General features: G+C 40.1%; 19 protein-coding genes and 1 riboswitch. Of the genes, 9 read left to right on the plus strand and 10 right to left on the minus strand.

All coding sequences use genetic code 11. The features are described from left to right. Window positions 1–36: 36 nt before the first annotated feature. The gene (locus FZC79_RS00460; protein ID WP_148944950.1) at window positions 37–729 is read right to left on the minus strand and encodes an aspartate/glutamate racemase family protein; all 693 of its coding nucleotides are present in this window, start codon (window positions 727–729) and stop codon (window positions 37–39) included. Between the two features lie 212 nt (window positions 730–941). Between FZC79_RS00460 and FZC79_RS00465 the strand changes: the two genes are divergently transcribed. The 6 genes from FZC79_RS00465 (at window position 942) to FZC79_RS22895 (ending at window position 4,536) form a co-directional block, all read left to right on the plus strand. After that, entirely contained in the window at window positions 942–1,181 is a 240-nt protein-coding gene (locus FZC79_RS00465; RefSeq protein WP_215727422.1) for a hypothetical protein, read from the plus strand. A 138-nt stretch (window positions 1,182–1,319) separates the two neighbouring features. Continuing rightward, window positions 1,320–1,832, plus strand: a complete 513-nt coding sequence (locus tag FZC79_RS00470) for a DUF6431 domain-containing protein (protein WP_286365351.1) — start codon at window positions 1,320–1,322, stop codon at window positions 1,830–1,832. Between the two features lie 38 nt (window positions 1,833–1,870). After that, a complete protein-coding gene (locus FZC79_RS00475; RefSeq protein ID WP_148944952.1) occupies window positions 1,871–3,229 on the plus strand; it encodes a DDE-type integrase/transposase/recombinase in 1,359 nt (452 codons plus the stop codon). Beyond that, window positions 3,222–4,022, plus strand: coding sequence for an ExeA family protein (locus FZC79_RS00480; RefSeq protein WP_148942090.1), 801 nt, complete (start codon window positions 3,222–3,224; stop codon window positions 4,020–4,022). Before FZC79_RS00475 ends, FZC79_RS00480 begins: the two co-directional genes overlap by 8 nt. After that, window positions 4,019–4,258, plus strand: a complete 240-nt coding sequence (locus tag FZC79_RS00485) for a DUF5348 domain-containing protein (protein WP_113928799.1) — start codon at window positions 4,019–4,021, stop codon at window positions 4,256–4,258. The genes FZC79_RS00480 and FZC79_RS00485 overlap by 4 nt, the downstream gene beginning before the upstream one ends. Window positions 4,259–4,383: 125 nt before the next feature. Next, entirely contained in the window at window positions 4,384–4,536 is a 153-nt protein-coding gene (locus tag FZC79_RS22895; protein ID WP_187442619.1) for a DUF5348 domain-containing protein, read from the plus strand. A 544-nt stretch (window positions 4,537–5,080) separates the two neighbouring features. Here FZC79_RS22895 and rlmN read toward each other — a convergent pair. Then, a complete protein-coding gene (gene rlmN, locus FZC79_RS00490; RefSeq protein ID WP_148944953.1) occupies window positions 5,081–6,157 on the minus strand; it encodes a 23S rRNA (adenine(2503)-C(2))-methyltransferase RlmN in 1,077 nt (358 codons plus the stop codon). A gap of 178 nt (window positions 6,158–6,335) precedes the next feature. Next, window positions 6,336–6,908, minus strand: coding sequence for a chloramphenicol phosphotransferase CPT family protein (locus FZC79_RS00495; RefSeq protein ID WP_187442594.1), 573 nt, complete (start codon window positions 6,906–6,908; stop codon window positions 6,336–6,338). Between the two features lie 547 nt (window positions 6,909–7,455). Between FZC79_RS00495 and FZC79_RS00500 the strand changes: the two genes are divergently transcribed. Together FZC79_RS00500 and FZC79_RS00505 are read left to right on the plus strand one after the other, a co-directional pair. Next, complete coding sequence (locus FZC79_RS00500; protein WP_148944955.1) at window positions 7,456–7,683, plus strand: hypothetical protein; 228 nt, start codon at window positions 7,456–7,458, stop codon at window positions 7,681–7,683. 295 nt (window positions 7,684–7,978) lie between these two features. Next, window positions 7,979–8,794, plus strand: coding sequence for an STAS domain-containing protein (locus FZC79_RS00505; RefSeq protein ID WP_148944956.1), 816 nt, complete (start codon window positions 7,979–7,981; stop codon window positions 8,792–8,794). A gap of 74 nt (window positions 8,795–8,868) precedes the next feature. On the opposite strand, the gene FZC79_RS00510 is transcribed toward FZC79_RS00505, so the two are convergent. The 6 genes from FZC79_RS00510 to FZC79_RS00535 all read right to left on the minus strand — a co-directional run bounded on the left by FZC79_RS00510 (window position 8,869) and on the right by FZC79_RS00535 (window position 16,782). Next, the gene (locus FZC79_RS00510) at window positions 8,869–10,587 is read right to left on the minus strand and encodes a M3 family oligoendopeptidase (RefSeq protein WP_148944957.1); all 1,719 of its coding nucleotides are present in this window, start codon (window positions 10,585–10,587) and stop codon (window positions 8,869–8,871) included. Between the two features lie 315 nt (window positions 10,588–10,902). Next, window positions 10,903–12,918 (minus strand): putative bifunctional diguanylate cyclase/phosphodiesterase, encoded by a 2,016-nt coding sequence (locus FZC79_RS00515; RefSeq protein WP_148944958.1) that lies wholly within the window; start codon window positions 12,916–12,918, stop codon window positions 10,903–10,905. A gap of 474 nt (window positions 12,919–13,392) precedes the next feature. Continuing rightward, on the minus strand, window positions 13,393–14,562 hold the full coding sequence (locus FZC79_RS00520) for a DL-endopeptidase inhibitor IseA family protein (RefSeq protein ID WP_148944959.1): 1,170 nt from the start codon (window positions 14,560–14,562) through the stop codon (window positions 13,393–13,395). Continuing rightward, window positions 14,543–15,085: an RNA polymerase sigma factor gene (locus FZC79_RS00525; protein WP_252183213.1), complete on the minus strand. Its 543-nt coding sequence runs from the start codon at window positions 15,083–15,085 to the stop codon at window positions 14,543–14,545. Before FZC79_RS00525 ends, FZC79_RS00520 begins: the two co-directional genes overlap by 20 nt. A 142-nt stretch (window positions 15,086–15,227) precedes the next feature. Then, window positions 15,228–15,635, minus strand: a complete 408-nt coding sequence (locus tag FZC79_RS00530) for an NUDIX hydrolase (RefSeq protein WP_187442595.1) — start codon at window positions 15,633–15,635, stop codon at window positions 15,228–15,230. Between the two features lie 415 nt (window positions 15,636–16,050). Then, on the minus strand, window positions 16,051–16,782 hold the full coding sequence (locus FZC79_RS00535) for a YwaF family protein (protein WP_148944962.1): 732 nt from the start codon (window positions 16,780–16,782) through the stop codon (window positions 16,051–16,053). 440 nt (window positions 16,783–17,222) lie between these two features. Then, window positions 17,223–17,323: riboswitch (purine riboswitch) on the plus strand. Window positions 17,324–17,544: 221 nt separating this feature from the next. Between FZC79_RS00535 and FZC79_RS00540 the strand changes: the two genes are divergently transcribed. After that, the gene (locus tag FZC79_RS00540) at window positions 17,545–18,837 is read left to right on the plus strand and encodes an NCS2 family permease (protein ID WP_148944963.1); all 1,293 of its coding nucleotides are present in this window, start codon (window positions 17,545–17,547) and stop codon (window positions 18,835–18,837) included. Between the two features lie 124 nt (window positions 18,838–18,961). Here FZC79_RS00540 and FZC79_RS00545 read toward each other — a convergent pair whose 3' ends face one another. Further along, window positions 18,962–20,443: a Na+/H+ antiporter NhaC family protein gene (locus FZC79_RS00545; protein WP_148944964.1), complete on the minus strand. Its 1,482-nt coding sequence runs from the start codon at window positions 20,441–20,443 to the stop codon at window positions 18,962–18,964. Window positions 20,444–20,615: the final 172 nt, after the last annotated feature.

The raw sequence follows: 20,615 nt of genomic DNA on the forward strand, positions 1-20,615 counted from the left end.
TAAAACAGCCTATTTGTACCAGGTGCACGATTCTGCTTAATCCTGTAAAGCTTTTTTGACAGCCGCTTCCGCATGAATGGCAGCAGTATCATAGATAGGGACCTCCCACTCGTCATCTTTGATGAGAAGCCCAATCTCTGTACATCCCAAAACGATTCCTTCAGTTCCATTTCTATTTAGCTCATTCATCACCTTTTGGAAAAAGTCCCTTGATGAATCCTTAATTTCACCAACACATAATTCTTCAAATATAATAGTATTAATTCTTTCTCTGTCCTCTCTTCCGGGTACAATCACATTAACCCCATTTACCAGCATGCGGTCTCTGTAAAAATCCTGCTCCATTGTATAGCGTGTGCCAAGAAGTCCGACTGTGTCGAATCCTTCATTTCTTATTTGGGATGAAGCTGCGTCCGCAATATGCAGAAAGGGAATATTGACGCTGTCTGAGATATCCTCAAAAACCTTGTGCATCGTATTGGTACATAGGATGAGAAAGTCAGCCCCTGCCTTCTCGAGAGACTCTGCCGCTTCTTTTAAAATGCAAGCTGCTTTTTCCCATTCACCCTGCGCCTGATACCTTTCAATTTCTTCAAAATCCACACTATAGAGAATGCATTTAGCAGAGTGAAGCCCTCCTAATTGAGCTTTGACCGTTTCATTTATATGCCTATAGTATTCTGATGAGGATTCCCAGCTCATTCCGCCTATTAACCCGATTGTTTTCATTGATATCTACCTCCATACTTCATATTCAATGGTTGTTTGCGCAAAGATTGCGGCTTTCTTAATTGTAATAGATTTCCGCTCCAATCCTACTACGAAAAGACGGATATGGATAAAATAGCCTTCAATAGCAACAATTTTTCAGAAAAGCTTCCATGACAGCTCCACCACCATCTACCAAAAAAAGCTATAATAATCAATCACGCAGTATAAGTTTGATACATAGTAAATATAGTAATATGTTAATGCTGTCTAAAAACGTCCATATGTTGACGGTATTGTTTGTCCGGGGATTGACGGATATAATGTCCTTAATCACCCTGAAGAAAGGAAAAGACGCCTTCCATTATGCCGGCCATTACCAGTGGCGCGACGGAAGACGTCCCTCAAACAATATGATTGTTGTAAATGATTATATCATAGTGGAATCCGCCGATAAAAGCGTTTTTTATTAAATGTGCAGAAAAGGTTCCTTGTCCCTGTTGTAATCATCAGGACTTCAAGGTCATTGGTTCAAGGGAGACGTCCCTCAAACAATATGATTGTTGTAAATGATTATATCATAGTGGAATCCGCCGATAAAAGCGTTTTTTATTAAATGTGCAGAAAAGGTTCCTTGTCCCTGTTGTAATCATCAGGACTTCAAGGTCATTGGTTCAAGGGAGAGAAAGTTAAAAGATGAGAGAGGCATGGCCAGAACGTTTATCATCAGGAGGCTGCGTTGCCAGCAGTGCAACAAGATTCACCACGAGCTTCCTGACTTAATGATCCCATATAAACGATACGCTGCAGATGTCATCGAGGAAACCATTTTCCAAACAGCCCACCTGACGGTGGCAGCAGATGAATCTACGATTTACAGGTGGAGGAAATGGTTTTCTACTTTGATTGATTACTGGTTGTTTATTCTTCAATCCTTACTAATTCAATTTGATCAGAATGAGACCCCAACGGTCGACCTGTCCAGTCGCCTGTTGCCTGTACATAAACGAATTGGACAATGGTTTGGCACAGCAAGTGGATGGCTGGGGGAAATTGTCCATCCAGTTGCAAATCATCATTTTTGGATACATACCCGTTCTGCGTTTTTGTCCGCTTATCCATGATTTACACTTCAATTATCAAGAAAAAAGGAGTGTTAACAATGGATAGAACTAAAGCAGATGAAAAGGCGACGAATCGCTTTCAAATGATTGCGCCGTTATTAGATGAAGAATTGGATAAGCAGGAGCGAGGAAGACTCATCAAGCAAATCTGTCTGAGGCACGGACTTTCAGAACGCACCATTCGACGCTATATCTCGCAGTTTAAAGAAAAAGGCTTTGAGGGTCTAAAACAAAAACCTTATCGTTCAGTTCCAGAAGAATTACAGGATCAAGTGCTTGAACAGGCTATTTTACTGAGACGTGAAGTGCCAAGTAGGAGTATTGCCTCCATTATTCAAATCCTCGAGTGGGATGGCCTTGTAGAAAAAGGTGTACTGAAACGATCAACACTGCAGGAGCGTCTCGCAAAACGTGGTTATAGTTCACGGCAAATGAAGATGTATCATGAAACATCTGGAGCAGCCCGACGTTTTCAGAAGCGTTGTCGTAATGCCTTATGGCACTCTGATATTAAATATGGACCTTATTTACCGATTGGACCGAACGGTACGAAAAAACAGGTATATATGGTAGCTTTTTTAGACGACGCGACTCGATTTCCTCTTCACGTGGCATTCTATCCTATGCTTGATGCTCGTTGTGTTGAAGATGCTTTTCGTGAAGCTGTCAGAAAGCATGGGGTTCCTGAAAGTGTTTACTTTGATAACGGTAAGCAGTACCGGACGAAATGGATGGCCAGAACCTGTTCCAAGTTAGGGACACGGCTTCTATATGCCCGTCCTTACTCGCCTGAATCGACTGGTAAAGTAGAACGTTTTAATCGAACATTCGAAGAGTTTTTAAACGAGGTGAAACTAGAAAACCCTCAAACAATTGAAGCGTTAAATCAATGGTTAGGTGTATGGCTTGATGAGCGTTATCTTCATAAGCCGCACTCAGCTTTAGAGAAAAACATCACACCATTAGAAGCTTATCGCAGTGAAGGTACGCCCATTCGCCACGTTTCTGCAGAAGAGCTCGCTCACGCATTCCTGCATTCAGAAACAAGGAAAGTCGATAAAGCCGGCTGCATCAGTTTTCAGGATGAAAAATATGAAGTGGGTATCAATTTCGTTGGATGTAAAGTTGAAATTACCTATGACCCTAAAGACACTACTGAATTAACCGTAGATTATCCGGGTTTTGATAGTTGGAAAGCAAAAAGAATGGTGATTTCAGAGAGAACAGGAAAAAGACCATCTCTTCCGGAGAAGATGATAAAGGAACCTGCCGGTTCTTCAAGACTTCTTCAGGGAGCTAAAAAACCTAACCAGGCAAGAAAGGCTGCCGCCATTACACCTTCTGTCCCAGCCGTGAGTTTCCGTCATATCAACAAAGGGGGAACGAGTCATGTTTGAGTCCTTCTTTGAGATGCGCCATACGCCATTTTCTCGCAGCATTCCAACGACTGAACTATATGAATCTACTCAGCTCGAAGAGATTATTGGACGACTGAACTATGCCGCAGAACGTCAGCTTTTCGCTATCATGACTGGTGAGTGTGGGCTTGGAAAAACGACAGCTATTCGCAGATTTACAGATCAACTAGATCCATCTCATTTCAAGCTGATCTATTTATCAGATTCTAAGTTGACACCACGTCACTTCTATAAAGGAATGTTAGAACAGTTGGGCCTCGAAGCAAAGTTCTACAGAGGTGATGCCAAGCGCCAATTACATCGTGAAATCGAATTGATGAAAGGCATTCACAAGATAACGCCTGTGGTTGTGGTCGATGAAGCCCATCTGCTTGATCGTGAAATGTTAGAGGAAGTACGTTTCCTTTTAAATTTCCGTATGGATGCGCAAAGTCCCATGGCATTGATTATGGTGGGACAGACTGAGCTTTGGGATCGCCTTCAGCTTCAGTCCTTCGCAGCAATCCGTCAGCGCATTGATATCCAGTTTAAGCTTGATCATCTTGACAGAGCAGAAACAGAGCAATATATGAATAAGCATTTAAGCTATGCAGGTGTTGAACGAGATATTTTTAGTGATCTAGCCCTGGATGAGATTTTCAGCTATTCAAGTGGTGCATCACGACTGATCAATAAACTGGCGACACATTGTCTTCTGTTCGCAGCTCAAAACGGCTCAAGAATCATTGATGACCGTATGGTCAAGAAGGTGATTGAAGGAGAACTTGCATGAAGAAAAGCCGTTGGAAGAGTATGTACTTTGATGAGACACTTGATTGTTGGATTGTTAATTGGGGAGATCAAAAAGGTTACAAACTGAGGTGTGGCGAATGGTTCGAGCTGAATCTTGGTTATGGAAAGGTGTTGTCATGCAGGCTTGAGCTCGGCAGAGATTGGTACATTATCACCGGCAGTCACGAAGTCCGTTTTTATTTGAAGCAAAATGAAACCTATGAGGTAGATTTATAGATGTTTTGGGGAGGCCTCACAAGCCTCCCTTCTGTATCTTTAATAGGCAATAAATCCGTCAAGTTCAGGACAAAATGAGCCGTCAGTTTCAGGACATTATGGAGCGTCATTAACANGGTTACAAACTGAGGTGTGGCGAATGGTTCGAGCTGAATCTTGGTTATGGAAAGGTGTTGTCATGCAGGCTTGAGCTCGGCAGAGATTGGTACATTATCACCGGCAGTCACGAAGTCCGTTTTTATTTGAAGCAAAATGAAACCTATGAGGTAGATTTATAGATGTTTTGGGGAGGCCTCACAAGCCTCCCTTCTGTATCTTTAATAGGCAATAAATCCGTCAAGTTCAGGACAAAATGAGCCGTCAGTTTCAGGACATTATGGAGCGTCATTAACAGTAATAGTTTTACAAAGCCTAAACTTTTATATGCAAAAGACCCAATTATATAAAGACATTATAATGTAACTTTCTGTTTATGGGGAATATTTTGTTTTTTACTTGAAAACATGCTCTTACAACCTTCTAATTCAGAGTTAATCAGTTATGAGTTTTCAGGAAGGTTTCTGTGCAGAAACACAGCTTTTTCAATATGTGCTGGAATTCTGTTTTAAGATCCAGCTTGGGTTCATCTTATTCTCCTTTTTCACATATTCATGCCCTCATATTGTCTGCTTGGATACATCTCCTTCTCCTTCTCCTTTTCCACTAGTTCATGTCCTCATTAAGCCGGCCTGGATACATCTTCTTCATCGCTTTGCACTTGTTCATATAACTAAAAAGAGCCAGCAGCTTAAGCTGTTGGCTCTTTAAAGTGTATAATCTCTGTCAAGAACGCACTCTGTCTTGATCTTTCTTAATCTGCTTACTTCGCAGCTGTCCGCATGCTGCATCGATATCTGTTCCGTGTTCAGTACGGACACCACAGTTAATTCCCTGATCCATTAGTGTACCATAGAATTCTACAATGGCTTCTTTGGTACTGCGCTGGTATTGGCCGTGTTCATCAACTGGATTATAAGGAATTAAATTCACGTAAGAAAGATGTTTTTTGCTTTTCAGAAGCTTCGCAAGCTGGAGAGCTTCTTCTTTATGATCATTAACATCCTTCAACAGAATGTACTCAAAAGTAATTCTTCTGTTTGTCTTCTCCAAATAATAATCAATAGCCGGCATCAGCTTTTCAAGCGGATAAGCTTTATTGATTTTCATGATTCTGGACCTGAGTTCATTATTTGGCGCGTGCAAAGATACTGCCAAATTGACTTGGATATTTTCATCTGCCCAATCATAGATTCTATTAGCGAGACCGCTTGTTGACACTGTGATATGTCTGGCTCCAATTGATAATCCTTTTTGATCATTCACTACACGAAGGAAGTCCATCAAATTATTATAATTATCAAAGGGTTCGCCGATTCCCATCACAACGATATGGCTGACCCTGTCATCGTTTCCTTTTGCGTCAAGGTGATGCTGGACATTCATGATCTGCTCGACGATTTCCCCGCTTGATAGATCCCGATTTTTTCTCAGCAGACCGCTCGCACAAAAAGAACAACCTATATTACAGCCGACTTGGGTTGTAACACAAACGGAGTATCCATAATTAAACTTCATTAAAACCGTCTCTATCAGGTTTCCATCTTCCAGCTTGAACAGGAACTTGATTGTGCCGTCTTTAGATTCCTGTTTGATTTCCTGCTGAAGCGTACCTAGGTGAAAATTCTCTTCCAGCAAGGCAGTCAGCTGCCCGCCGATATTTTTCATATCAGAGAAGCTTGTTACGCGCTTTTTATATAGCCAGTCCCAAATCTGAGAAGCACGGAATTTCTTTTCGCCCTTTTCAACAATCCAAGACGTCAATTGATCTATTGTTAATCCATATATAGAAACTTTTTCCATTGTAAACCCTCATTTCAAAATACTTGCCTTTTTCTACTTTTCTATACTACTTAAAGTATGCCAATGTCGCAACCCATTTATAATGAAAAGAGAAATATAATTGTCTATGAGTTAAGCAGTTCTACTCAGCAAGGCCTAAGAAGGACTGCTTCTTTTAAATAATGGAAAAGTGCCTCTCTTAGGATTGGCATTTCTCAATCTTCTGATTAAAATATTCTTCCACTGAGTTTTTCCAGCCAGTAGCTTCACCCAAATTTTCCATTCTCTCTTTGATTAACTGAACGGCTTTCTCCAAATCATCATTGTTTGTGTCAATCTCAATGTCGTACTCCTCTTGTTGCTGATGAACATAGGATAGTTGGCCGCACGCTTGTCCAAGCGGCCTGTCTCGCCTGGTCATTTCCCTTCTTTCCAGCTCAATTGCAGGACAATGCACCCCGACAAACAATACTGGATAATCCTTTAACGTTTGATAACAGTCTTCTTGTGTTTCTTCATTAAAAAGAATTTGATCTACAACAAGGTTTATTCCATTATCGGAAAACATTGACATAGTTCTATGAAAAAAACACTCAGTCGGAACAGGGATCAACCTTTGGTTCTCACGGTCTTCCATCTTTTCGATAATACAGTCATAATCATCAATGGAAAGATGAAAATAATCGGGCAGTTTTTCTATTATCTTTTGTGCTAAAGTGCTTTTTCCAGAACTAGATACTCCATTTAACAAAATTATTTTTCCTCTTGTCATGTCATACACCATTCCATTTCTGTCCTATTTACTGACAATTTCTGCCTTATTAGAGAAGCTTTTAATTTCAGAAGCATTTAATATTTCTATAGATACAATCGAATATCCTTTTTTAACGGCTTTTTTACTAAAAGATTTAGCGTTAAAAGCAGTGGATTTCAGCTTCAAGCGGGCGCCGGTCTCGGGCTGTCAACCGGGTGGATTGTAAATGTCACTACTTTGATTCAGCCACAAATATAGTGAGAAGAGCGCTTTAAAGAGACTTCTTATTGCTTGGAATAGAAGTTATTCGAAAATCTGCGAAACTTTTTTAGCATGTCGTTCGTATAACATTACAAGGAATGCATTAGGCTATTATTTATTTTCATTTTTTAGGCTTTTTTGTAAACTTTGATGCTATTTTATATAACCTTTGTAAGATAAATTCAGGACCTCCGCCTCTTCAAAACACAGTCCCCAGGCCGAGATAATAATCTATTAATTCAGATAAAATAACTATATAATAGAAAATACATTCAACAATAATCTTATTGTAAGGAGGGGTATTATGACAGGCACCATCGCTGTTGTCATGATTTTTTCCATCCCGATTATAGCCATCATTAGCGATCATTTTCAAAAAAGCTATAAGTACAAGCAGGCCTTATTAAAAGATGAACTTAAGTTAGAAAAACTGAAACAAGAGAACTTTGTCATGGAAACTGAAATGATGAAATTGGAATTGGAGCGAATGAAACTGGACCGCCCTCGGGAAGACAAGACTGAGGTTCTCTAATATCATTGGTCCTGGACCCTTAGGCGAACCAGGACCAAATGCCCTTTTTAGTAATCGTTCCTGTAATCCTTTCCGGAGCTTACAATTCCCCCTGGAGGAATTTCTTAATGAGGTTCTTTTCGTTAGGAACAGACTATAATTCCCCTTCCTCTAACCTGCATCCTGAACAGGTACAGTATTTCCCCTATTTTAATAAGGGCTTCCCTTTATATAAGGCATTTCATTTGAATGTACTTGGATTCTTATGTACTATTAACTAGGAATCTTATTACTTAAATACTAATGGGGTAAAGACATGGATCAATTAGCGTTATTATCTGAAAAATTAATTGAGAATAAATATAACATCGCTAGAGAAATTACAGATATAAAGCCTTATCAAGAGTTAGATCTTGATGAATCTATCGTACAAGAACTGCTTGAAGGCCGGGCAAAGTTCATTCACCTTCTTTCTCAAGCACTGCAGCATGATAATCCAGATACATTGAAGGAAGACATTGCTCACTGGGCTGAATTCGCCGGACAGGCTGCTATCAAATCCAATGCACCGATGAAGAGCACTCTCAGCACTTCTAAATTGTATAGAAAATATATCTGGAAGTATATCCGTGAAATAGCCTTGGAAAATGATTTATCTCTTGAAACCGTTTTCGATGCAGCATCCATTATAGATCCATTACTAGACGATGCCATTTTGATATTCGGTTTGAGTTACGTTAAATATCATGAAAATATTTTGAAGAATACAAAGGAAGAATTCCTCCGTATTTCTTCTCCCGTTGTTAAAATCTTTGAAAGTGTTGCAATATTGCCTCTGATTGGTGATATTGATGGAGAAAGGGCACAGATCATTCTTGAAAAAACCTTAACTAAGGCTTCCCAATACCGGCTCTCACATTTAATCATTGACCTTTCAGGCGTCACGATGATGGATGATATGGTGGCTTCTGAAGTCGTAAAAATTGCAGAGGCCTTAAAATTACTCGGAATCAAGGTAATCATTACGGGAATTCTTCCTGATGTGGCCCAGAAAATCATCCAGCTGGGAATCCAGCTCCCTGACATCAACACACTCGGCTCTCTTGAAAAAGCCGTGAAAGAACTTCTTTAGATCCTAAAGGGAAGCATTTGCTTCCCTTTTATCATAGAGTGAAATAAAATAGGGATTCTCACATTCATTGGATTTCATGTTTTCTTACTTTTTTTCTTACTCTCCAATTTATGATTTCCATTTATCCACTCTTCAGCGAACTCGATTATACCGGTTATTGCCTCTTTTTCAAAAGGGCTTATCAGCCCTGCAGCCTGACAATGCTCCTTCAGTGTCCTGCTTCCACCAGCTTTACACATCTCAAGATAGTTTTCCCAAGCAGCCGCTGGTTCTTTTTGGGCCATTTTCATCAATTGCACTGCCACTGTATGGGCCAGGTCATAGTCTATAAAATAAAAAGGACTAAAAAATATGTGAGCGATGCTGTGAAAACTCCCGCCATCCTCCAGATACTTATTTCCGTCATAATCTAATTCAGGCATGTAGCTCTTCTCTAGTTTTCTCCACTTTTCCCTTCTTTCTCTTATAGAAGCTTGCGGTTTTTCATACAGGAAATGTTCAAATTCATCCACGGCATTGGCTAGCGGCATATACATAAAGGCTTCAGCCATGTGGGAGTATTTATATTTCCAGGTGTCCTCTTTAAAAAATTGATCAAGCCACGGCCACGCAAAGCGTTCCATTGCAAAAGCAAAAATCTCTGCAGAATCTACTGGAATGATATATTCTGGACAGTTCATACTGCTGCTCATAAAAAATTGAAAGGCGTGCCCGGCTTCATGAGTGAAGACACGTACATCATTTGAAGTACCTGTAAGATTTGCAAAAATGAACGGCTTTCTTTCTTTTCCCAGGTAGGTTGCATATCCCCCGCCCTTCTTGCCTTTTCTGGGATAGAAATCATAATGACCCTCTTGGAAAAGAGCATTTGAAAATATTTTTGTTTCTTCAGATAGATCTCTTAACAAATTATGCATTCCTTCCCTGAACTGCTTCTCACTAACCTTTATTGAGGGCGGGCCCTCCTTAAACATTATTTTGTCATCGTAATACTTTAATCTTTCAACACCCAGACTGGACTTTTGCCTCTCTCTCAAAGAGAAAGCAAACCCAACTCCATATTTCCTGATTTGTTTTCTATAATTCTCTAAATCAAAGGGTGTAAAATCCGTCCTGTTCATCCGTTCGTATCCGACTTCTACGAAGTTCTTTCTTCCTAACTTAAGAGAGATTTCATTTCTCACAGTGATTAACTTATCTAAAATGTCATCAAACTTACCTCCATTCTTTTCAAAAAATTCTGTTCTGGCTTCCCATGCCTGTTTTCTTATCATCCTGTCTGGACTAGCCATATACTTTCCCAGAGCGGATAATGGCAAGTGTTCTCCCTGAAATTCCACTTCAGCCGTACCAAGTAATGTTGAGTACTCTTCCATAAGCTTAACTTCAAGATCGATCTCTCTTTCAATCTCTTTCCGATAAGAGTTAACTTTCAATCCGGCAAGCCTGAAAATCTTTTTTCCCCAGTTCTCTTCAATTTTCTCTTTCTGCGGACAAAGAAGAAGAGCCTGATAATACCGGGTCACTAAATTTTGATAACCGGTATCCCTTGACATAAATTCCTGGCAGGCTGAAGATGTTTCTCTATCATTAAAATCCTGTACATGGCGGAGAGTGATAAGATTTTGAGTTCCCTCATATTCAAACCGCAATTCATTAATCTCCTCTAATATCCTCTTAAGGGTAAAGACATTGTCAGTTTCATTAAATTCATTCAGCTTCTCTTCAAACTGTTTTTGGAAAGCATCAAAATCGAATGGGCTTTCGGTTTCAACATAGTAATTGGTTTTCATAGTTAACACCCTCTTTACTTATTTACTTTAAATAGTAATTTAAATTACTACACAAAACAAGAAGTGTTTTCTGAAAATAAAAAAAAAGCCCGAATCTAACGGGCCAAAAGTACATTTATTTTTTTCGTTTGTCCAAGTCATTTATAATAAGTCTCTTTTGGTTAACTTCGCTTGAAATCCCGCATTATAATGGGGAGCATAAAAGTTAAGCGAAGTTCTCTCCGCGCAGCGAGAAAAGACCTCTCTGTCTAAGACATTGGCAGATTACAAAAGCAAATTACTACTTTATCCTGTTTCCATCTCTCTCGTGCATTTCTACGAAGTCAGTGCAGGATCAGATGTAAGTACAAGGCTGTTTCCTTCGAGGTATTTCAGCAAATCGCTGCTATTGAGAGGTCTGCTATAATGATAACCTTGTGCGTAACGGCACTGCTCCCTTAGTAGAAAATGTTCCTGCTGGGGAAGCTCCACACCTTCTGCCACTACTTCTATCCCAAGATTTTCGGCGATGGACATGATGGCTTTTACAATCGCATCATCTTTTCCGCTCTCATTGACACTTTTAATGAATGAACGATCGATCTTGATACTCTGGATTGAAAAGTCCTTTAAATAGCTGAGAGAGCTGTATCCTGTCCCCAAATCATCTATGGAAATTCCGATTCCGTTTTCTCTGAATTTTTCTAAAAGAGAAAGGGTATGTGCAGTATTGACCATTGCCATGGATTCCGTTATCTCGATCGTCACAAGTGAAGGGGATATTCCTGAATCCGTGATGATTTCCCAAAGCACTTCAAAGATATCTTTCTTCGAAAATTGTTTGAGTGACAGGTTGACAGAAATGGTATATTCCTGATTCAGCTGCCTATTCCAGTCATGGATCTGCCTGCAAGCCTCCCGGACCACCCATTCCCCTATGGAGACAATCATTCCCGTTTCCTCTGCTATATGTATGAATTCCCCTGGACTGACCATCCCTTTTTCTGGGTGGTTCCACCGAAGCAGCGCTTCAAAACCGACGACTTTTTTATCCTTCAGGCTGACAACCGGCTGATAGTAGACTTCAAATTCCTTATTAAGAAGAGCCTTGCTTAAATCAGCCTGTAAGGTAATGTCCTTGTTGAATTCTTCCTCTAACTGGCGGTTGAAAATGGTGTAGGAGTTACGTCCATCCCCTTTCGTCTTATACATGCTGATATCTGCCTTCACTAAGAGTTCTCCAGGAGTCTCCGCATTTTCAGGGTATGAAGCAACACCAATTGAAGTCGTCACTGTAATTTGACGGTCATTGATAATGAGCGGATTGGATAAGTAATCCAAAATGCTTTCGCAAAATTCTTCTACTGTTAATTCGTTCATTTCCTCGTGGTAAAAAATAACGAACTCATCCCCTCCCAAGCGTCCTGCACGATCAAGAGGGCCTAACTTACTTTTTATAAAGGAGGAAACTTTTATCAGCACTTCATCTCCGAAAAAATGGCCGTGTGTATCATTAATATGCTTAAAATAATCCAGGTCTAACAGTAATACATGAAATGGACTTCTTGACTCTCCCGTTTTTTTAGAGATGCTCTCCTGCATATAGCTGCGATTATACAGGCCTGTAAGAGAATCATGATAGGCCAAATAATTAAGCTTTGCCCTTTCATCCAGGTATTGCCTCTCTCCCTGCGCCACTGTTATGGCAAACAACAGGATCGCACTTACATATTCTACATTGAACAAGTCATAGTTTACCGTCAAGCTGAATGCCTCTATAACGGTAATAAAAGAACCAAATAAAGAATGGCCGCATATTATTGAGATGATCACCAGAGATACGTTTTTAACTTTTGCAGGCGAATGCAGCTGATCGAATCTGACCTGCTGCAGCACCCTGGTAAGCAGAAATAAAGTTATAACGGTATGAAGTACCGCGAACAGAAGAGTGTTATTCAAGATATATGTATCAAAACCAGTAAATTCCAGGTAGAGACTGCATTGAATGGCTACCAGGAAAACCCCCGCAACGATACTGCTTATGAAATAACCTAAGGAATTTTTGTCCTGTTCTATATTTTTCAGGTTATAAAAAACAAGACTGAACGCCAGGATAGTAAATGAAAACAGGCTGATTAACAGGATGGACATGCCTGGCTTGCTTATATTTGCACCCAGACCATATTCAACTGCCAAAAGGAAGATGACTCCCCATGTAATAACGGATGCTGAAAAAGAATATAGTACGACAGCCTTTGTCTCTTTAAAGAGGTGACTGTACTTTAATAAAAGATAGATTGAAATACTGATAACCAGTATTGAAGATAGCAGCGTCAAACTCTCAATGCTCACTCAATAGCCCCCTCCCTAATTATGCTTTTGCCTATATGATGTGAAAATGGAAATGTGGATATATCTTCCTATCTATTATATTTAAGTAATGTTTCTTTCTGCAACTCTATTTTTATGATTAAGCCGCGGTATCCTTAGGCCGCTTCATGTACCCATCCACTTCGAATAGGCATGGATAGTAACCAGATACTCTTTAACATAAACACCGTTTTCTTAAGGAATATAATGTTTACACCTAATTCGTACTGAGCATTATCGCTTAGAATACTGGTTCCCATTCAACTAGATAAGAATTCTATTTTATTTTACCATATATTTCTTTCGGTTTTACTAAATTTGATAATAGTCCTGCTTGCTTTATTATTGCAGTAACTAAGTGTTCTTACTACTGAAATAGGTAGTTTTGAAGAAGCACTTACTAGTTTTTTCCTTAATAATTGTTAAGGACCGGCCAAGTTATGACCGGTCCTTGCATTATTGAATCGGCATGAATCCTACATTCCATATTCCATCTTTATCTTTCACCATCTGAAAGCCCTTCAAGCCATTGTTGTTGAACTCGACATAACCGTGATTTTTATTTTTTTCTATGAACTTCCCGTTTTGTATACCATTAAAGATGTTGAGAAGTTCTTTTTGAGAAACTTCCTCTTTAAGCGATATTTCTAAATGTTCTTCCTTAGTCCATCTAACATACTCTTCCCTGTCTGTGAATAATGCATATTCTGCCTCATGGTTATTTTCGAGCCCTGCTTGCACATAAAGCTTTGCTATGCTGACAGGATCAAGATTGCGAAGGTGTTCTTCATTAAAATCAGCCGAGAAATAATCATAAATCGCTTGCTCGGATTCTGTTAATGAAAACGAATCATAGGGAATCTCCGTACCTTGTTCATTTGAGCTTCCCAGATTATCTCCATAAGAAAATGGCAGCTTTTCATCCAGTTTCCACCCATCTTCATAACGAAGTGTCAGTTCAAATATTGAAAAGTTTTCACTGTTCTCTCGTTGAACTTTGTATTCAATTCTCCGGGCTTTCTGTCCGTCTTTTTTATAGCTCAGTATTTCACCATCCGCCCAAAGCAGGTCGCCGCTGATCAATTTATTAGGCTGTGCGAGCTTATCATTCACCATTCTAAAGGGAATTTCTGCAAAGATCGCTGATGAAATTTCCTCTGAATATTTTTCCTGTAAGAAGGAAAGTACTTCACCTTTTGATTGGAAGTCGTCTCCCATATAGCGATATTCCATTCCGTCGTATTTAAATACATCACCCATATTCGGACCTCCGCCATTCACGACAATAGAGTAGTGAGCAAAAGCCGTTCCGATCAGTTCTACTGCTTCTTTTTCCGTTATGTCTGCTATGCTTTCAGAGATTGGCACGTCTTGATTATCCGTGGCTGCAGTTAAATCCGGCTGCTGGTCTGACAGGATAATTTCTCTGCTAATAAACACTGCAGCCACCACTAATAGAAGGGCAGCCGCCAAATTGGGCAGCAAAGAATGATGTCTAGTTTTCTGTGCTTTCAATTGTCCGCTGATCAGCCGATGATGAAGTTCCTCTTGAAATCCTTTACGAGGATTGGAGTCAGGCCTATTTTTTAAAGGCTGAAGGAAATGATCAACCTCTCTTTTTTTCATGTAATATCACCACTCCTTCATTGGATTCTGACAATTGTTTCTTTAAATGTTTGATAGCCCGGTGAAAATAAACTTTCACCTTGGACTCTTTCCAACTCAGTATTTCTGCCGTTTCTTTAACCGAATACTCTTTCAGCCCTCTCAAAATAACTACATTCCGAAAATCAGGTTTTAAAGTTGATAACGATTTTTGCAAAGTTTGCCAATCATCCATCCGCTCCAATTCTTTATCAGGATTCCACCGGTTGCTTTTTTCCAGACCCGCAATAATTTCTGGCAATACGGAAATTATTTTTCTTTTTCTGTAATGATCAACCGCTGTTCTTCTTGCGATGGAAAGAATCCACGTATTAATCGATGAACGGTGCTCAAAACGATTATAGCTCTTAAAAACCTTGATAAACGTTTCCTGAGTCAAATCTTCTGCATCTGTATGGCTATTTGTGAAATACAATAAATAGTGGTAAACATCATAGAAGCAGGATTCGTATAATTCGTTTAAGTCTGGCTCCTTCAATTCCATCCCCCCTGGCGTCCTGCACATTAGTCGTTCGTTAACTGAAAATGGTTACAGTTTCTCATAAATTTTCCTTAATTCTATTCAGTTTACGGGTCGTAAGAATTGCAACTTAAAAAAGAAGCCCTCAATGAGGCTTCCAGGATAGTTATGTAATTGTATTGAAAGAGTGTGAGACACTCTTGAACAAAGGCAGATCCTCAGCATACATCTGTGGCAGACTTTCGAACTCTTCGAATGATTTCCAGCAGGCTTCTTCTATATTGAGATCAGGATCATCGACCTCTAATTTACCGCCAGTTATATCCACAAGAAAATAATAAGTCGTAACGGCAATGCCTTTGATTTCTGTTTGTTTGACCTTTAACTCTCTTACAATTTCTACTTCGCAGCCTGTTTCTTCCTTTACCTCACGGATACAGCACTCTTCAGGCGATTCACCTGCTTCAATTCCTCCAGAGGGCACACTCCATATATCTGTTCCCATTCCTCTCACCACAAGTATTTCCTGTTTTTCGTTTAAGCATATAGCCGCAGCACCTCTCCATTCTTTCAATGCAATACCCCCGCTTAAGTAATATATGTATATTATACAATTATTTACTGATTTTTCGGAATAAAAAATATACAGAGTTTAACAGCTTGACTCACCGGCACTTTATGAGCTGTCTTAGAAAATAGTGATGACTGCTTTAAAAGAAATGGATTTCCGTTCTAGGAGGAGGAGGATAAGAAAACATTTAAAAGCAACAACTTTTTAAAAAAAGCCTTCAAAAAAAAATCTTTTCTTCCCGAAGGAACGAAGAGATTTACGAAGAGTCTCTATGGCAAATAAAAATTGCTGCAAAAATAAAAAGTCGAAGCGCGGAGCAGATAAGAAAGAGTTGTTCTTTCCTCTGCTCTTCTACAAAGAGTACCTTTCTTTTACTGCAATTTGAGCTCTTTAATTGAACCAGTATCAGTACCGCCCTTTAAAACTCCTTTACCATCTCCTTTTTCTTAGACAGATGAAAAGGCAAATACAATAGAGAAAACAGGATGAACGCTACAGCTTCCAAAGAAAGGATATACCATGGATAAGGGCCCAGCAAGTCGATAGGGCTCGCATTTACAGGCTTATGAAGAAGAAACATATAATTTGCATCTATAGCTATATTAATTAAAAAAACAAAGAATGCGATGATATTCAGAGCCGCAAGCGACTTTAAGACAGATGAGTAGGTGGCTCTATATCCTTCAATCCATACCATATATAAGCAGGAAAGGATGATCGCAATATGTGCTATGAAAAACTGGAAATAGCGAAAGTGAGGAAAACCATAGAATAATTCCGGTGTTAAAATAGCAACGAAAGCACCTGTCATGCTCACAAAAAAACTGATTTCAAAGATTCGATAGCTTCTCGTCAGCAGCATGAAAGTGCACAAATAGAGTGACAGAGAGCAAAGCTGAAAAGGAAGATTTATGGCGGTATCCCAGCGGTCATTGATGAAATACCAATACTGAAATGACACCTCTCCGAATATAAGCAATGCAATCAATAGGTGTCTGATCAACTGTCTTCCATGAGCTATAATCCGGTCTCGAGCCAGGTAAAAAAGCACCATAATCATAATAGAAGTCCCAATAGCCATCAAATGGGACATTGAGAACATTACAAAAGGATATCCCTCACTATCAAAATTCAATGTTTCCTTCAACATACCGTCCCCCTTTCTTCATCCTGTTAAAGCAATATGTAGTGAAGCAGTTAATTTATTATAATTATATTATGTTTATCTGGAAGTTTAATCCTCATCAAAGAAGGTATTTTTTGGAGACTCTATTGATAGTCTATTAAGGCCCTATGAATATTATGCATGATCAGAAAGGGTACGAATTTATTCAAGCCCGAAAGAACGGTACCATAAGCACTAGCTGCTAACGGTACGAAACTGAACTATAAACATTTGGTGTTGTTCTAAATTCCCTTGATTCTTTTGGAGTAAACTTACTAAATGCCAGCTGCTGCTCCTTCAGCACTTTAATCTATATTGAGAAGCAGTCCCTCATCCAGCGTAAGTACCGCTGGAATAATTTCAATAAATTGATTATTTCTTTCTCTATTGACGGTTAATTTTTATGTTGGTAAGATGACTACTATTATATTTGAATAATAACACCTTGTATAAGTTCAGGAATTCGGCCTGAGCGTTTCTACCAGCTACCTTAAATAGCTTGTCTACAAGGATAGTAATGATTTTATAATTATTTCTATTCTTATGGATAATTGCTCTGGCAGCTGATTTGCTGACAGAGCTTTTTTGTGTTGTTCTATTGAAATATTATCGAGCTGTTTAGCTGCATGGCACTCAAGGGAATTCACTTTCCTGATAATTTAAGGGCTCTTATTAAACAATCGCTATGTCTATCAAAATACTTAATGGTTCAACTTATCACTTTAAGACATCAGGAGGTCATACATCATGAAAAAATTTTTTCAGTTTGAAGAACGGGCAACGTCCTACAAACAAGAAACACTGGCAGGAATCACCACCTTTTTATCTATGGCCTATATATTAGTGGTCAACCCTGTCATTTTAAGTCAGGCTGGAATGGATAAAGGAGCATTATTTACGGCTACTGCCCTTTCTGCTATTGCAGGTACCTTACTTATCGGGATCTTGGCCAATTACCCAATCGGGATAGCCCCCAGCATGGGGTTGAATTCATTCTTTACCTTTTCTGTTTGCATTGGGATGGGAATCGATTGGGAAGTAGCTCTTACAGGTGTATTTGTGGCAGGGATCATATTTATGATTTTAAGCTTGATGAAAATTCGCGAAAAAATCATTAATGTCATTCCTCAGGATTTGAAACACGCAATAGCGGCGGGGATCGGCTTTTTCATTGCTTTTATCGGATTGAAGAACGCTGGAATTATTGTAGCCAATCCTGACACATTCGTATCTATTGGTCAGTTGGCGTCTCCTTTGACAGGACTTGCAGTCGGAGGATTTGTTATTACCGTTTTAATGCTTGTCAGGGGCGTTCATGGTGCCATCTTCATAGGAATGGTCATTACAACTATGATCGGAATGATTGCCGGTTTGATCGGCATCCCGGATTCGTTTGTCGGAAAAGTCCCAAGCCTTGAACCAACTTTTGGAGTGGTTTTCTATCACTTAGGAGATATTTTGACTCCTCAAGTATTGACTGTTATTTTCACTTTCTTGTTTGTTGCTTTCTTCGATACTGCTGGTGCGTTGATTGCGGTGGCAAGCCAGGCTGGATTGATGAAAAACAACCAAATACCTAATGCAGGGCGAGCACTCCTGGCCGATTCAACTTCCGGAGTCATCGGAGCCGTACTGGGCACTTCAACAACTGCTACCTTTGTTGAATCCTCTGCAGGTATTGCCGTAGGAGGAAGAACCGGTTTCACATCCATCATCATTTCCGCCTGCTTCTTTATCGCGTTGTTTTTCTCTCCGATTCTAGGAGTGATTACACCAGAAGTAACAGCACCAGCGTTGATCATTGTCGGCGCGTTGATGGCAACAGAGATGAGCAAAATCAACTGGAGCCGCATGGAAATCGTGATTCCATCCTTCATCACGATCCTGATGATGCCGTTGACTTTTAGTATTGCTACTGGAATTGCACTAGGCTTTATACTCTATCCTTTAGCACTGATTTCTCAAAAGCGATTGAAAGAAGTTCACCCGATCATGTATGCTCTCTGCATTCTGTTCACCTCCTACTTCCTTTTCGTCTAAGCATTGCTGTCACCGGCTTTACTATGAGGTACTGTCTCTATAAAACACTAAATATATAAACCCATTAAACTCATGTATACAAGCAGAAGGAGGTGCCGGTATTTCTGCCGGCACCTCTTTCTGCTTATTTATAATCTTTAGGCTTAACTTCCTCCCCGTTTTTCCCGCTGTAGCGAAGTCCCCATCCAGTGGAGGCTGCGATCAGCATCACGATCAGCAAGCCCCACCCTTGAAAGACGTATGGAACCACCTCTGTAGGGCTGACAATCGGCAGGAATTCATACTCTTCCGCCGCCCCCTTTATCGTAGCCCATGCAAGCAATACTCCTCCACTCCATGGAAAGATATAGCCTAGTGAAGACGAAACCGTATCAAGGAAGTTTGCCCGGCGGTAAGGATGAATGTTCATCTCTTTGCCGATTTTCCGGACAAACGGCGCAGCAGCAATTTCTGCTGCCGTATTGATTGTGATAAAGATATTGAGAAATGCCACGATTCCGAAAATTGACAACTCTGCTCTTCGAACCACGTTATTAATCAGTTTCAGGAAAAAGTTCTTAATGACTTCCATCGTACCAGCCACTTCCATCAAGTGAGCGGCAGCCAGGATGAACAGGATCAGAATCGCCATATTGAAATAGCCTCCGATTCCGCTCATCAAGGCACCTTCCACGACCGCATTTCCTGTATCATCTTTGTAAATATGGATCACTTCTGTAAAAGGTGTTCCTGAAATGATGATGAATACAATGGATGCCACAATTCCCCATGTAAGGGAAGTCAGCAAATGATGGCCTGATAGTGCCAGATATAAGACGATCGCAAAAGGAATCAGCAGTAGCAGGCCGCTTGGAGATACCTGCTCCTGCAGCTGAGCCATTGCTTCTGTTCCTGCAGTTTCTCCTCCTCCGCCTAACAGGACAAATAGAAACAGAGCAGGAATAGCTGCGGAAATGGAATATTTGAACCTGGATTTAACCACTCCTGGAACATCGGCTTCCTGTGTAGTTGCAGAAACAATCGTCGTATCAGACACCGGCGCAAGGTTGTCCCCAAATACTGCCCCACTGAGAATTGCTGCCAGCAGAACGACAGGATCGGCACCTAATATAATTCCGGCAGGATACATAAGAATGCCAAAAGTAGCGACTGTTCCATATCCTGTTCCAACAGCTGTAGAAAACAGGGCAGCCAGCAAAAATGTTAAACCTGCAAATAAGCCGCCTTCCAAATTGGTCTGAAAGCCAAACCATATCAGTCCATCCACCAGTCCACCCGCAGAAAGCAATTTAGCGAACATTCCAGCCCAGAACCAGGCAATTACAGCTATGACACCTATTGGCTGCGCCATCCCAGAAAATAAACTCTGTGCATAATCTGCCCACTTTGATTTACAGAAAAAAAGACCAATTGCGATTCCGATGACCATCCCGAGCACAAGTGCTTCCTCTGTAACAAGCTCAAGGACGCTTAGCGTTATTGCCCAAACGATGAAGAATACAAGGGGAATTGTTGCAGCAAAAACCCCTCCTCTGAACTCAAGCCGCTGGACTGATCTTTCCCCAATCGCGTCATCAATGACTTCATCTCTTTGTTTCTTATCCATATTGACACCACCTAAGTTTGTTCATACTAGTCTATCATTCTGCAAAATATTTTGAAAATATTTTTAGGCTAAAATAGCAATTTAGTACTTTAGCATGGCATGAAATATATAATCCCCTGTAAAAAAAGCAATATTTAAATAACATCCCTCACACTTCATTACTATTTTCAGC

This window comes from Rossellomorea vietnamensis, from assembly GCF_008180615.1.
Lineage (GTDB): Bacteria > Bacillota > Bacilli > Bacillales > Bacillaceae_B > Rossellomorea > Rossellomorea vietnamensis_D.

Coding starts and splice junctions, on each gene's coding strand:
- FZC79_RS00460 (WP_148944950.1), bottom strand. CDS start 729: ATGAAAACAATCGGGTTAATAGGCGGAATGAGCTGGGAATCCTCATCA.
- FZC79_RS00475 (WP_148944952.1), top strand. CDS start 1,871: ATGGATAGAACTAAAGCAGATGAAAAGGCGACGAATCGCTTTCAAATG.
- FZC79_RS00480 (WP_148942090.1), top strand. CDS start 3,222: ATGTTTGAGTCCTTCTTTGAGATGCGCCATACGCCATTTTCTCGCAGC.
- FZC79_RS00485 (WP_113928799.1), top strand. CDS start 4,019: ATGAAGAAAAGCCGTTGGAAGAGTATGTACTTTGATGAGACACTTGAT.
- rlmN (WP_148944953.1), bottom strand. CDS start 6,157: ATGGAAAAAGTTTCTATATATGGATTAACAATAGATCAATTGACGTCT.
- FZC79_RS00495 (WP_187442594.1), bottom strand. CDS start 6,908: ATGACAAGAGGAAAAATAATTTTGTTAAATGGAGTATCTAGTTCTGGA.
- FZC79_RS00500 (WP_148944955.1), top strand. CDS start 7,456: ATGACAGGCACCATCGCTGTTGTCATGATTTTTTCCATCCCGATTATA.
- FZC79_RS00505 (WP_148944956.1), top strand. CDS start 7,979: ATGGATCAATTAGCGTTATTATCTGAAAAATTAATTGAGAATAAATAT.
- FZC79_RS00510 (WP_148944957.1), bottom strand. CDS start 10,587: ATGAAAACCAATTACTATGTTGAAACCGAAAGCCCATTCGATTTTGAT.
- FZC79_RS00520 (WP_148944959.1), bottom strand. CDS start 14,562: ATGAAAAAAAGAGAGGTTGATCATTTCCTTCAGCCTTTAAAAAATAGG.
- FZC79_RS00525 (WP_252183213.1), bottom strand. CDS start 15,085: ATGGAATTGAAGGAGCCAGACTTAAACGAATTATACGAATCCTGCTTC.
- FZC79_RS00535 (WP_148944962.1), bottom strand. CDS start 16,782: ATGTTGAAGGAAACATTGAATTTTGATAGTGAGGGATATCCTTTTGTA.
- FZC79_RS00540 (WP_148944963.1), top strand. CDS start 17,545: ATGAAAAAATTTTTTCAGTTTGAAGAACGGGCAACGTCCTACAAACAA.
- FZC79_RS00545 (WP_148944964.1), bottom strand. CDS start 20,443: ATGGATAAGAAACAAAGAGATGAAGTCATTGATGACGCGATTGGGGAA.